Source organism: Bradyrhizobium sp. 2TAF24 (genome assembly GCF_052115025.1).
Classification (GTDB): Bacteria; Pseudomonadota; Alphaproteobacteria; order Rhizobiales; family Xanthobacteraceae; genus Bradyrhizobium_A.
Genome location: NZ_JBFRFW010000017.1, coordinates 23,226 through 35,295 on the forward strand (window position 1 = coordinate 23,226; position 12,070 = coordinate 35,295).

Below are 12,070 nucleotides of genomic sequence, written 5' to 3' on the forward strand. Positions count from 1 at the left end.
GCGATCCCCCTTTTCCCATCCTCAACAGTCCCCGCGCCGGCCAATTGCCGGGCCAGCGCCGGGGAACAGCGCGGAGTCTAGCGCAAATCCCGGCTTTGCTGCGACCCCAAAACGGCTCCCGGCGTGGCCGCGGGTCAATCGATGTCTTCCAGCGTCGCAAACAGCGTGCGGCGCGAGGCCCAGCCGGTGATCGCGGCGATCAATGCCGCCTGCAGCAGCAGGATGAGATAGCCGGACGGCCGCAGCGAGAAGGTTCCGAGCAGCGCGGCGAACTGGTCGCCGACCGGGGTGCCGGAAAACCAGCGGCCGATCGATTCGGAGAACCCGAACAGCAGCATGGCCGCGACCACACCGATCAGCCCGCCCTCGCAGCCGAGCAGCAGGAAGTGCCGCAGGAAGCGGTTGGCGATATAGCGGTCGCCGGCGCCGACGAAATGCAGCACTTCCACGATCGGACGGTTGGTCGACATGGCGCCGCGGGTGGCGAACGAGACCGAGATGATGGTGGCAATGATCACCAGGATCAGGATGCCGATGCCCGCGAACACCGTCGCACCGGTGGTCGAGCGCATCCGTTCGATCCAGGCGCGATGGTCGTCGACGCTGGCCGACGGCGCGACCTGCGCCACCCGGCTGCGCAGGCCGGCAAGATCGAGCGCGCCGTCCGCAGCGATACGCGCGACGACCACGCGCGGCACCGGCAGGTCCTCCAGCGACAGGCCGGTGCCGAGCCAGGGCTCCAGCAGCTTGGCCGATTCCTCGTTGGTGAAAGGCCGCACATCCACGACGCCGGGTTGCGCACGCACGACCTCGACCACCGCGCGCAGGTCCTTCTCGATGTCACGGCCGGCGACCGGCCGCACCTGCAGGGTGATCTCGCTGGCGACATCGGACTGCCATTCGGCTGCCGAAGCCCGTACCAGCAGCACGGCGCCGGTCGTCAGCGACGCGAGAAAGGTCATGATCGCCACCACCGCGACCAGCGCTCGGCCCGAGATCGACGCGCGCGGCACGATCGGCGAGGCATTGCGCGCTTTCGCCGGCAGTTGCGGGCGCTCGTCGCGCCCCAGATCCATCATGCTGCGGCGATCGCCGCCGGTCCTACTCATAGATGTGCAGCCGCCCTTCGTGCAGCACCATGCGCCGTGCGTCGTACTGGTCCATCAGCCCGATATCATGGGTCGCGATCACCACAGCCGTCCCCGAGCGGTTCAGCTCGATGAACAGCCGCAGCAACCGCCGCGCCAGCGTCGGATCGACGTTGCCGGTCGGCTCGTCGGCAAGCAGCAGCAGCGGCCGCGCGATGACCGCGCGGGCGATCGCCGCGCGCTGCTTCTCACCGCCTGACAGGATCGGCGGCAGCGCATCCATGCGCTCGCCGAGGCCGACCCAGCGCAGCAGGTCGATGACCTCCTTGCGGTAGCTCGATTCCGAGCGGCCCATCACGCGGAACGGCAGCGCCACGTTCTCGTATGTGGTCATGTGGTCGAGCAGGCGGAAGTCCTGCAGCACGATACCGATGCGTTTGCGCAGGTCAGCGATCTGGTCCTTGCCGAGCAGCGAAACGTCATGCCCGAACAGGTTGATCAGGCCACGCGTGGGACGCAGCGACAAGAACAGCAACCGCAACAGAGAGGTCTTCCCGGCCCCCGAGGGACCGGTGAGGAACTGGAAGGAATGGGCCGGAATCTGGAAAGAGAGGTCGCGCAGAACCTCGGAACCGAGTCCGTAGCGCAAACCGACGTTTTCGAACCGGACCAAGGTCAGCTCCGTTCGCCCGCAGCCTGGCGGCGCCGGGCATCCCGCAGCACCGTCAAAAGACCATCAAATTCAGAATGTTACGCATCCCGCCGTAGGGCTGTGCCGGCGACCGCGCAGAAGCCGCCGTTCCCGAAGCCGGTTGTGCGTCCGTTATGGTTTCCGGTTCGTTAACGGACGGATGCTAACACTTCAACGGTCTCGGTCCGGCGACAGGTTCCATGCAGATCGTTTGCCCTCATTGTGCGACATCCTACGCCGTCGATCCGGCGACGTTCGGCACGACTGGACGGACGGTGCGCTGCGCCCGCTGCCGCGAGACCTGGCTCGCCTATCCGGAGCAGGCGCCCTACGCGCTGACCCCCGCTGTCGACGAGGACGACGAGGGATGGGGAATCTCGGCGCACGACGATCACGCCGACGATGCCGCCCACGATCCGATCCCCGAGGTCGAAAGCCCGTCCATCACCAGCGACCTGCCCGACGACGACGCGTACGACGCCGGCGCACCGGCACAGGATGCCGAATGGACCGCCCTCGCCCGGGAGAACGACAGCGACCTCGTGGAGGAGGAGAGAGAGAGCTCCCGCTCGTGGCTCGCCCGCCTCGGGCTGCCGGCGCTGTCGCTCGGACCGCTCGCCCGCCCCGGCGCCTTGCCGTTCGGACTACCGATCGCCTGTGCGGTGATGGGCGCATTGGTCATCGGCCTGATCGTCTGGCGGGCCGATGTGGTGCGAATGATGCCGCAGACCGCGGCCTTCTTCCGCACCGTCGGCCTGCCGATCAACCTGCGCGGGCTCGCCTTCGAGGACGTCCGCATCTCCACCGAGCTCGTCGAAAACAAGCCGGTGCTGATCATCGAGGGCAACATCATCGATATTGCCAAGAAGCCGATCGAGATTCCCCGCCTGCGCTTCCTGGTGCGTGATGCCAATGGCACCGAAATCTATGCCTGGAATGCGGTGCTGGATCAGCCGGTGCTGAAGCCGGGCGAGAAGGCGTGGTTCAAGTCGCGCCTCGCCTCGCCACCAGCCGACGGGCGGGAGATTGTGGTGCGGTTTTTCAACCGCCGCGACATCGCTGCCGGCGGCGCCTGAACCAGCCCTCCTAAAGCCGCTTCATCTCTCGCCTGACCGTGCGCCCGCAGCGCGGCGGCGAGGCGGCGCGTCTGTTCGTATACGACGAACTATTTCATCATTCCCATATCGTGGGATTATTTGTCATTTACAAATTCATTCGCCATATGCTTATCATCAGGGGACAGAAACGCGCAGGATGTCGGGGCGACCCAGTGGGTCTCGCTCGGAAACGCCAGTCCAAGCCGCGACACCGCACCACAGGGAGAAACACCACGATGCCGCGCCTCGAAGGAAAGACCACCGTTCCCGGCAGCCATTTCCGCAAGATCATGAGCCTGCGCCCCGACATCTCGAAGGGCTGGATGGCGATGGACGAAGCGATGCGGTTTTCCGGTGTGCTGCATCCCGCATTGAAGGAAGAGGTGCGGCGCATGGTGGCCCAGCACAGCGGCTGCGCGTTTTGCGCCTCGCTCGGGCAGCCGGTCGGCACCTATGACGACCCCCGCCTCGCCGCCGCCGTCGCTTATGGCCGCGCCGTCGCGCAGCGCCCGACCGGTGTCGACGACGCGATCTGGGACGAACTGCGCCGCCACTTCAACGACGAGGAGATCGTCGAGCTCACCGCCTGGATCGCCTTCATGTTCGCCAGCGAAATGATCGGCGGCATCATGAAGCTCGACCCGGCCTCGCCCGAGCTGCTGTCCATGTACACCAAGTGGATCCAGACCGGCATCGATCGCTATTCGCCGGCCGCCGCCAGCTAATCGCCTCCCTCACAATCCGCCATCACCCCACCCGGACGCGGACCTCCTCCGCTCCGGGATCGAGACGACGTGCGCCTGTTATCGGCGCCGCCCTCCCGTCACGCGATCGAGGCCCCCTCATGCTTTCACGACGCCATTCCCTCCTCGCACTCGCTGCCGCGATGCTGCTCAGCAGCGCCGCGGCCGCACAGAACGCACCGGACATCAAGATCGGCTTCAACGGCGATCTCTCCGCATCGCCGTCGGCCTCGAGCGGCCAGGCCGCGGTGCTCGCCATGCAGCTCGCCGCCGACGACCTCAACGCCAAGGGCGGTCTGTTGGGCCGCAAGCTCGTTGTCGTGGCCCGTGACGATCTCGCGCTGCCGCCGAAATCGATCCAGAACATCAGCGACCTGATCGACAGCGAGAAGGTGGTCGCGATCCTCGGTCCGACCAACTCGGGCAATGCCATGGCCTGGAAGCAGATTCCCAACCAGAAGCGCATCCCCGTGATCGTGCCGCTGGCATCGGGCAGCGACATCACGAGACCGCTGAACGAAGGCGCTGACAACTACATGTTCCGCGTCTCGATGAGCGACCGCGCCCAGGTCGGCGGCCTGCTCGCCTACGCCAAGGCCGACCCAGCCGCCAAGGCGATCGCCTACGCGGTCGAGACCACCGGTTACGGCCAGGGCGGCCTCAAGGACATGACCGAGGTCGGTGCGCTGCTCGGTGTCAAGCCGGTGCTGATCGAGAAGTTCGGCGTCGCCGACACCGACATGACCTCGCAGCTCACCAAGCTCAAGGCCGCTGGCGTCGACACGCTGGTGGTGTGGGCGCAGGGCGCGCCGCTCGGTCACCTGCTGCGCAGCATGGACAAGATCGGCTACTTCCCCAAGGTGCTGAGCTCCTGGGCAGCCGACAACCCCAGCTTCATCGATACCGCCGGGCCCAAGCTCGCCGACCGGCCGATCTTCCTGCGCACCGTGGGACCTGAGCGCACGCCGCACCAGCAGCAGCTGTTCGACCGGCTCGGCCCCAAGCTCAATCCAGGCGCCTTCCACCTCGCCGCCCACACCTATGACGCCATGATGCTGCTGGCGCTGGCGATCACCCAGGCCGGCACGACGGACGGCGTCGCCCTGCGCACCGCGCTCGAAAACCTGAAAAGCCCGCACGACGGCTATATCAAGGCCTACGACCGCCCGTTCTCGCCGACGCAGCACGAGGCGCTCGCCGGCCCGGACTACAAATGGGCCCATTGGCAGGACGGCAAGCTCGCGACCTACAGCGATGCGGTCACCACCGCATTGAAGCCCGCCGACTTCAAACAGTGAACGGAACGACGGAGGGCCGCATGATCAAGCGCATGTCTCTACTCACCCGCAAGGACGGCATCGACGACGCCGAATTCGACCGTCGCTGGCTCATCCAGCACGCCGCCATCGTGCGCCAGGTTCAGGGCGTCGCCGGCTATGTGCAGAACCGCGTCCGGCAGGGAACGGCCGGTGGCAGCTCGATCGACGGCCTCGCCGAGCTGTGGTTCGCGGACGCCGCGACCATGGACCGTGTACTGGCGTCACCGGATTGGCAGAAGGTGGTCGCCGACGCCCGCGAATTCGTCGGCACGGTCACCTCGCTGACGGTCGAGGAACACACCGTCGTCACCACGCCCCGTCCCGGGCAGTAAGGAGGATCTCGACATGCACGACCTGCTGAAAGGACGTATCGCCCTCGTCACCGGAGCCGGCCAGGGCAATGGCCGCGGCCTTGCTGTCGGGCTCGCCCGCTGGGGTGCCGATGTGGTCGTCACCGACGTCAATGCGGACGCAGCAGCGGAAACCGCGCGTCTGATTCGAGACAGCGGCCGCAAGGCCTGGTCCTACGTCTGGGACGTCGCCGATCGCGCCGCCGGTGCGGCGCTCGCCGGACGCGTGGAGGCCGAGGCCGGTGACATATCGATCCTGATCAACAACGCCGGCATCATCTTCCGCGGCGATAGCGACAGCGAGGAAGCCCTTGCAGCGTGGAAGCGCGTGCTCGGCGTCAATCTCGACGGCACGTACTATGCCACCATGAGCTTGCTGCCGCAGCTCAAGCGCACCCGTGGCGCGGTCATCAACATCGGCTCCGTGCAATCGTTCCTCGGGCTCGCCACCAAGGGCGCAGCCTACGCATCGAGCAAGGGCGCCGTGCTGCTGCTGACCAAGGAGCTTGCGGTCGAGCTCGCGCCGTTCGGCGTTCGCGTCAACGGCATCGCGCCCGGCATCATCCGCACGCCGATCAATCCCTGGATCGAGAACGATCCGCAAAAGCGTGACCTGTTGCTGAAGCGGGTGCCGCTCGGCCGTGTCGGCGAGCCCGAGGAACTGGTCGGAGCCGCGGTGTTCCTCGCGTCCGAGGCCCTCGGCAGCTATGTCACCGGCACCATGATTCCGGTCGATGGCGGCTTTCTGGCGATGTAGCCGCGAACGCGACCGTCGGCGACCGGACAAAGGATCGCGAGGCAGTCCGGCCCCCTGGTCACGGCGAAGTAACCGCCCCCCGGAACCTTGACAAGACCGGCATCCTCCCGCAGGTCTGAAGCAGGCCCCGCACCGTTGCGCGGCCGCGCTTGTGGGATAACGTGCCGATGCCCCGTGTGCTGATCGCCGACGACGAAGACTCGATGCGCACCCTGGTGGCCCGCGCTGTCGCCATGGACGGGCACGACACCGTCACCGCCGAAGACGGTGCCGAAGCGCTCGAAATCCTCAGCCGCGAGAACGGCGGCTTCGACCTGCTGCTGTCCGACATCAAGATGCCGATCATGGACGGCATTGCGCTGGCGCTGACGGTCGCCCGCGACTTTCCCGACCTCACCATCCTGCTGATGACCGGCTTCGCCGACCAGCGCGAGCGGGCGTCGGGACTTGAGGCCATTGTCCACGACGTGGTGACCAAGCCGTTCTCGGTGACGGATATTCGCGCCGCCGTCGCCAGGGCGCTGGCCTCGCGCGACGGCCGCTCGACCTGACGTTGCGCGTTAGTAATCCTTCAGCAGGCGCTCGATGTAGTCGAGCTCAACCTGCGGACGCTGCGGATCGGCGAGACGCCGGCGCAGTTCCTCCAGGATCCGGCGGGCACGCTGGACATCGATCTCGCCGGGAATCTTGACCGAATAGTCATCGGCATGCTCGCGGCCCCGCAATGGCCGCCCCAGCGGGTCGCTATCGCGCCCGCTGCCTTCCTGGCGCCCCACACGATTGCCGGGACTATCGCCCTGGCCATCGCCCATCTGCTGCTGCATGTCCTGGGCAAGCTGCTCGGCGCCGCGGCGCAGTGCATCCAGCGCCCGCCCCTGGGCATCCACCGCACCGTCGGCATTGCTTTCGCCGAGCCGGCCATCGGCGTCGCCCATCGCGGTATCGGCATCGTCGAGGCCGCCTGCCTCGTCACCGCCCTGGCCTTGCTGACCCTGCTGGCCCTGTTCACCGTTCTGGCCGCGCTGACCGCGTTGCTGCGGCCCCATGCCTTGCTTGTTCAGGTTGTCGAGCAGCTTCTTCAGGCGATCGCGCAACGCCTGCTGGTCCTGGCGCAGGTCGTTCATTGCATTCTGGTCGCCCTGCTGGCCGCGCATGCGGTCGCGCCGCGAGTCCTGGCCCTGCTTGAAGGTCCGGTCGCGCAACGCCTGCTGCTTGCGGATGACATCGCCGAGCTCGTTCATGGACTGCTCCATGTCGCTCTCGCCCTGGCCCGGCTGCGCCATCTGCAGATTCTCCAGCATCTGCTGCAGCTGGTCGAGCAATTGCCGCGCGGCATCCTTGTCCCCGGAGCGTGACAGCCGCTCCATGCGCTCGATCATGGCATTGAGATCCTGCTGGCGCAGCATCTTGGTGTTGGGATCGAGCGGACGCGCCAGTTGCTGCGGGTTGTTCTTGAGCTGTTCGGCGAGCTGACGCAGGTAATTGTCGAGCGCCGCACGCAGCTGCTCGGTAAGCTTCTTGATCTCCTCGTCGCTGGCGCCGCGCTCCAGCGCCTGCTTGAGGGCATCCTGGGCGGCACGCAACGCCTTTTCCACGTCGGAGATATTGCCGTCCTCGATCGCCACCGCCAGGGCCCAGAGGCCAGCCACCACCTCACGCAGATCGTTGTCGGTGCGGGCGCGATCGAGCTGCGCCGTCACGCTGCGCACACCGAGATACTGTCCAAGCTCGGGCGTGAACAGTTCCGGCGCGATCATCAGCGCCTCGAGCGCCGAGTACACCTGGGCGTTCTGGTTGGCGTCGAGCGCCAGCATGCGCCGCAGTTCGATCAGCGCTCGCGGCAGCGGCTTGGCGAACACCCGCTCCGGCAGGCGCATGGTGAATGGCTCGCTGCGGCCCTCGTTGCCGGCCTCGTCGCGCGCACTGAGCGTCAGCGTGACGTCGGCGCCGGCAAAGGGATGCTCGCTGAGATCCTTGACAGTCTGGCCGACGCCGTTGCGGGTTCGCGCATTCGGCAACACCAGCGGGAACTGGGGTGGATCGAACAGCGGTCGCGCCGGCGCAGCCGTTTCACCAGCAGGCGGCACCGCGCTGGGCTGCGCGGCGAACTGCGCGTGGGCCTCGGTGACTCCGTAATCGTCCTCGATCTTGTAGGCGAGCAGCAGTGCACCGCGCGCCTGACGCTCGGGATCCTTCGCGAGCGCAATGGTCGGCGGATGATCGGGCAGGGTCTTGAAGGTCCACAGCGGCTGCGCAGACGGGCTGCGGACATGAGCGCTGCCGTCCCCGGCGATGGTAAAGCGGCGCTCCGTTGCTCCTTTCGGCGCATCCTCCGCCGGCGCGGTTTCAGCGACGCCGCCGGTAACGGCAACATCGAGCTTGCTGCCGCTGGTGCGCACGATCAGCGTGCTGCCGGCGGGGACTGACAGCGTCCCCGCATCAGCCGCGCCCGGCGTCTCGCGGCCGGCGGTGGCCGACAGGATCACCGGCGGCCGCGCCGTGTAGGCCGGCGGGGTCACCCAGGCATCGACGCGGATATCGGGCGAGACCAGGAGGCCGTTCCAGTCGAAAGCGGAGGCGATTCGCGCCACCCGCTCGCCGCCGGCTGCCACGAACGTCGCCGCCATCAGCACGACGACCAGCCCGCGCAGCGCCCAGGGATCATGAAGCGCAAGACGCGGCGACGGCAGGCCGGCGCGGATGCGCTTGAGCGCGGCCAGCGTGCGCTCGCGCTGCGCCTGCCACAGCGCCTGCGCCACCGGATCCGCCGACCGCAGGGTATCGGTCAGCGCGGTCGCAGGACGGTGCGGAATGCCGGCGCCCCGGTCGAGCCGGCGCAGCGCATCATCACGGGTCGGCCAGCGGAACCGGACCAGCGGCACCAGCGCAGCGATGACCAGGACCGTGAACAGTCCGACGCCGATCATCCGCGCGCTGAACGGCAGCGCCACCCACAGGCCTGCCCAGGACAGCGCCAGGAACAGGCCGACGACGGTCAGCACGCGCGCCAAATGCGGCCACAGCCGCTCCCAGGCGATCGCCCATTGCGCCCGCTGCAGCGCCTGCGCCAGGCGGAGCTGCGCCGTGTCCGGGGCGTCTGGGGGCGATGGCTTCAAACCGGTCTCCTGGAATACCGAGAAGTCAGCCTAGCACGGCGGCGGCAATGAGGCACGGCGGATCGCCGGCCACGCGATGATGCCCACATCAAACCGGCTGTGCGGGCGATGCCAGTTCCGTGCCAGAACGCGGCGATTCGCCGGGAAAGGCAGCCATCCGCAAACGGCGGTCGAGAACCGCGCATGCGCGCTCACAAGAGCGTGACGAAGCGTTTTCCGCCGCGCTAAAGCTGATGCAGCTTGCAATGAGGACCGCCCAATGACCGGATCGACGCACGAAATCTATGCCATCCGTTACGCCCACCATGGCGGCCGCTCCGCGGCGCAGAACTATATCGGCGGCGACCCGCACGAGGCGTCCCAGGCGCTCGATTTCTACGTCTGGGCGATCAGGGGCGAGCACGGCACCGTCGTCGTCGATACCGGCTTCGACGAGGCCATGGCCAGGAAACGCGGCCGCACCTTGCTGCGGCCGGTCGCCGAAGGATTGCAAGCCGTCGGCATCCAGCCCGACGAGGTGACCGACGTCGTCATCAGCCACCTGCATTATGACCATGCCGGCAACTACGGTCTGTTTCCGCGGGCGCGATATCACCTGCAGGAATGCGAGATGCACTTCGCCACCGGCCGCTGCATGTGCGACGCTGCGATGCGCGTCGCGTTCGAGGCTGATGACGTCGCCGCCATGGTGCACAAGGTGTTCACTGATCGTGTCACCTTCCACGATGGCGACGGCACGGTCGCGCCGGGCATCACCGTCCATCACATCGGCGGCCACTCCAAGGGCCTGCAGAGCGTGCGGGTGACGACCGCGCGGGGGCCGGTGGTGCTCGCGTCGGACGCCAGCCACCTCTACAGCCATCTCGACCAGGGGAAGGTGTTTCCGATCGTCTACGATACGCAGGCCGTTGTCGCAGGCTACGACAGGCTGAAGGCGCTCGCCGCATCCGGGCAGCACATCGTGCCCGGCCACGATCCGGACGTGCTCAAGCGCTATCCCGCGCCGCGGCCGGATCTCGAGGGCTGGGTGGCGCGGCTCGACGTCGCGCCGAAAGCGTGAGGTCTCGGCGCCAGAGCGCGTTCGCGAACGCGCTCTAAATTTTCTTTTGACGCGTTTTCCTCACGCGAACCGGTGCCCACTTCGCTCGAAAACACTCTAGTCCAGCCAGGGCGCCGGGCGGTCGAGCGCGATCAGCGCCTCGACCTCGACGCGCGGGCGCACCACCGCGTACTGCTCGCCCCTGACCAGCACCTCCGGCACCAGCGCGCGAGTGTTGTAGGTGCCGGCCTGCACTGCGCCATAAGCACCGGCGGTCATGATCGCAAAGAGATCGCCGGCCTTCGGCTCCGCCAGCGTGCGATCGAGCGCAAGGTAATCGCCGGTCTCGCATACCGGGCCGACGACGTCGGCGACGATGGTCGGCGCGCCGGCGGCGGCCTGCCGCACCGGCAGGATATCGTGGTGCGCCTCGTACAGCGTCGGGCGGATCAGATCGTTCATGGCCGCGTCGATCACAACGAAATTCTTGGCGTCGCCGCGCTTCACATAGAGCACTTGCGTCACCAGGATGCCGGCGTTGCCGACGATGAGCCGTCCCGGCTCGAACAGCAGCTCGACATCGAGATCACGCACCGCGCGCTTGGCGATGTCGGCATAGGCCGTCGGCAGCGGCGGCACCGGCCGGTCGGCATGATAGGGAATGCCGAGACCCCCACCGAAGTCGACATGCGAGATGACGTGGCCGTCGGCACGCAGCTCGCGCACGAAATCGGCGAGCAACGCGAACGCATCGGTCATCGGCTGCAGGTCGGTGATCTGGCTGCCGATGTGCATATCGACGCCAGCGACATCAATGCCGGGCAGTTGCGCGGCACGGGCATAGACTGCGCGCGCACGGCTGATCGGGATGCCGAACTTGTTCTCGGACTTGCCGGTCGCGATCTTGGCATGGGTCTTGGCGTCGACGTCGGGATTGACGCGCACCGAGATGTGCGCCTTCCGGCCGAGCGAGCTTGCGATCTGCGACAGCAATTCGAGCTCGGACTCGGATTCGACGTTGATGCAGAAGATATCGTTGTCGAGCGCGGCGCGCAGCTCGGCTGCGGTCTTGCCCACGCCGGAGAACACGATCTTTTTCGCCGGGATGCCGGCGGCCAGCGCGCGGCGCATCTCGCCGCCCGACACCACGTCCGCCCCGGCGCCGAGCCGTGCCAGGGTGCGCAGCACCGACTGGTTGGAATTGGCCTTCATGGCGTAGCACACCGTCGCCTTCACGTCGGCGAAGGCCTCGGCGAACACGCGGTAATGCCGCTCCAGTGTCGCGGTGGAATAGCAGTAGAACGGCGTGCCGACCTCGGCTGCGAGCGCGGTGAGATCGACGCCTTCAGCATGAAGCACGCCGTTGCGATAGTCGAAGTGATGCATGGCGCAGCACAGGCCCCGATTGATAACGCGCCGCATGCCATGAAGATGGCAGGTTCGGCATGAAGTAGTCCGGCATGGTCTCCGCAGCGCCTTGCCGCGAAGGTGAATACGATGGCCGGGCTGGCGAACTAATCCAGGATCGGATCGAGAATCGTGGTTTTTTTCTGCCCCTTGGGCACGTTGCCCAGCCGATCCGCCGCGGGGGAGCCGAACAGCGAATCGCCAGCCGAGTTCGCATGGGATTCCGGCGCGTTCGACGACGCGACCGGTGCTGACGACGCGCTTGGCGGCAGGTCGAGCCCGCTCTTGCGCCCGCAGGCACCGAGCGTCAGCGCAGCGACCGCCAGCAGAACCAGCGCGACCTTCGAGGAACTGAAATCAGACGTACGCTTCACGATCGAATTCCCTGGTATCCCAGTCGGAGCATCCCGCTCTGGCGCGCACCAAGGTGCTCACAGGCGTCTGCCAGGGGCACGCGGGATGC

12 protein-coding genes are annotated in these 12,070 nt (G+C 67.1%); 7 read left to right on the plus strand and 5 right to left on the minus strand.

Translation table 11 applies throughout. The features are described from left to right. Positions 1 to 134: 134 nt before the first annotated feature. Both AB4Z37_RS24225 and ftsE read right to left on the minus strand, forming a co-directional pair. Positions 135 to 1,109, minus strand: coding sequence for a cell division protein FtsX (locus tag AB4Z37_RS24225; RefSeq protein ID WP_441519302.1), 975 nt, complete (start codon positions 1,107 to 1,109; stop codon positions 135 to 137). Continuing rightward, positions 1,102 to 1,761 carry a cell division ATP-binding protein FtsE gene (ftsE, locus tag AB4Z37_RS24230; protein WP_441519303.1) on the minus strand — a complete coding sequence of 220 codons (660 nt, stop codon included), beginning with the start codon at positions 1,759 to 1,761 and terminating at the stop codon, positions 1,102 to 1,104. Before ftsE ends, AB4Z37_RS24225 begins: the two co-directional genes overlap by 8 nt. A 218-nt stretch (positions 1,762 to 1,979) precedes the next feature. Between ftsE and AB4Z37_RS24235 the strand changes: the two genes are divergently transcribed. The 6 genes from AB4Z37_RS24235 to AB4Z37_RS24260 all read left to right on the plus strand — a co-directional run bounded on the left by AB4Z37_RS24235 (position 1,980) and on the right by AB4Z37_RS24260 (position 6,596). Continuing rightward, positions 1,980 to 2,855 carry an MJ0042-type zinc finger domain-containing protein gene (locus AB4Z37_RS24235; protein WP_441519304.1) on the plus strand — a complete coding sequence of 292 codons (876 nt, stop codon included), beginning with the start codon at positions 1,980 to 1,982 and terminating at the stop codon, positions 2,853 to 2,855. A gap of 257 nt (positions 2,856 to 3,112) precedes the next feature. Then, a complete protein-coding gene (locus tag AB4Z37_RS24240; RefSeq protein WP_441519305.1) occupies positions 3,113 to 3,601 on the plus strand; it encodes a carboxymuconolactone decarboxylase family protein in 489 nt (162 codons plus the stop codon). A 119-nt stretch (positions 3,602 to 3,720) separates the two neighbouring features. After that, positions 3,721 to 4,917, plus strand: coding sequence for an ABC transporter substrate-binding protein (locus tag AB4Z37_RS24245; RefSeq protein WP_441519306.1), 1,197 nt, complete (start codon positions 3,721 to 3,723; stop codon positions 4,915 to 4,917). A gap of 20 nt (positions 4,918 to 4,937) precedes the next feature. Further along, the gene (locus AB4Z37_RS24250; protein WP_441519307.1) at positions 4,938 to 5,270 is read left to right on the plus strand and encodes an EthD family reductase; all 333 of its coding nucleotides are present in this window, start codon (positions 4,938 to 4,940) and stop codon (positions 5,268 to 5,270) included. 13 nt (positions 5,271 to 5,283) lie between these two features. Continuing rightward, entirely contained in the window at positions 5,284 to 6,045 is a 762-nt protein-coding gene (locus AB4Z37_RS24255; RefSeq protein WP_441519308.1) for an SDR family NAD(P)-dependent oxidoreductase, read from the plus strand. Between the two features lie 167 nt (positions 6,046 to 6,212). Next, a complete protein-coding gene (locus AB4Z37_RS24260; protein ID WP_441519309.1) occupies positions 6,213 to 6,596 on the plus strand; it encodes a response regulator in 384 nt (127 codons plus the stop codon). A 9-nt stretch (positions 6,597 to 6,605) separates the two neighbouring features. Here the strand turns inward: AB4Z37_RS24260 and AB4Z37_RS24265 are convergent, their stop codons facing one another. After that, positions 6,606 to 9,161 (minus strand): TIGR02302 family protein, encoded by a 2,556-nt coding sequence (locus tag AB4Z37_RS24265; protein WP_441519310.1) that lies wholly within the window; start codon positions 9,159 to 9,161, stop codon positions 6,606 to 6,608. A gap of 259 nt (positions 9,162 to 9,420) precedes the next feature. On the opposite strand from AB4Z37_RS24265, the gene AB4Z37_RS24270 reads away from it, so the two are divergent. Continuing rightward, positions 9,421 to 10,221 carry an N-acyl homoserine lactonase family protein gene (locus tag AB4Z37_RS24270; protein WP_441519311.1) on the plus strand — a complete coding sequence of 267 codons (801 nt, stop codon included), beginning with the start codon at positions 9,421 to 9,423 and terminating at the stop codon, positions 10,219 to 10,221. 96 nt (positions 10,222 to 10,317) lie between these two features. Here the strand turns inward: AB4Z37_RS24270 and lysA are convergent, their stop codons facing one another. Further along, positions 10,318 to 11,586 carry a diaminopimelate decarboxylase gene (gene lysA / locus AB4Z37_RS24275; RefSeq protein ID WP_441519312.1) on the minus strand — a complete coding sequence of 423 codons (1,269 nt, stop codon included), beginning with the start codon at positions 11,584 to 11,586 and terminating at the stop codon, positions 10,318 to 10,320. 128 nt (positions 11,587 to 11,714) lie between these two features. Continuing rightward, on the minus strand, positions 11,715 to 11,981 hold the full coding sequence (lptM, locus tag AB4Z37_RS24280; protein ID WP_441519313.1) for an LPS translocon maturation chaperone LptM: 267 nt from the start codon (positions 11,979 to 11,981) through the stop codon (positions 11,715 to 11,717). Positions 11,982 to 12,070: the final 89 nt, after the last annotated feature.

Bases quoted from the DNA above. Each gene is read 5' to 3' on its own strand.
- AB4Z37_RS24245 (WP_441519306.1), top strand. From the start codon at position 3,721: ATGCTTTCACGACGCCATTCCCTCCTCGCACTCGCTGCCGCGATGCTG.
- AB4Z37_RS24250 (WP_441519307.1), top strand. From the start codon at position 4,938: ATGATCAAGCGCATGTCTCTACTCACCCGCAAGGACGGCATCGACGAC.
- lysA (WP_441519312.1), bottom strand. From the start codon at position 11,586: ATGCATCACTTCGACTATCGCAACGGCGTGCTTCATGCTGAAGGCGTC.
- AB4Z37_RS24240 (WP_441519305.1), top strand. From the start codon at position 3,113: ATGCCGCGCCTCGAAGGAAAGACCACCGTTCCCGGCAGCCATTTCCGC.
- AB4Z37_RS24235 (WP_441519304.1), top strand. From the start codon at position 1,980: ATGCAGATCGTTTGCCCTCATTGTGCGACATCCTACGCCGTCGATCCG.
- AB4Z37_RS24255 (WP_441519308.1), top strand. From the start codon at position 5,284: ATGCACGACCTGCTGAAAGGACGTATCGCCCTCGTCACCGGAGCCGGC.
- AB4Z37_RS24270 (WP_441519311.1), top strand. From the start codon at position 9,421: ATGACCGGATCGACGCACGAAATCTATGCCATCCGTTACGCCCACCAT.
- AB4Z37_RS24260 (WP_441519309.1), top strand. From the start codon at position 6,213: ATGCCCCGTGTGCTGATCGCCGACGACGAAGACTCGATGCGCACCCTG.
- AB4Z37_RS24225 (WP_441519302.1), bottom strand. From the start codon at position 1,109: ATGAGTAGGACCGGCGGCGATCGCCGCAGCATGATGGATCTGGGGCGC.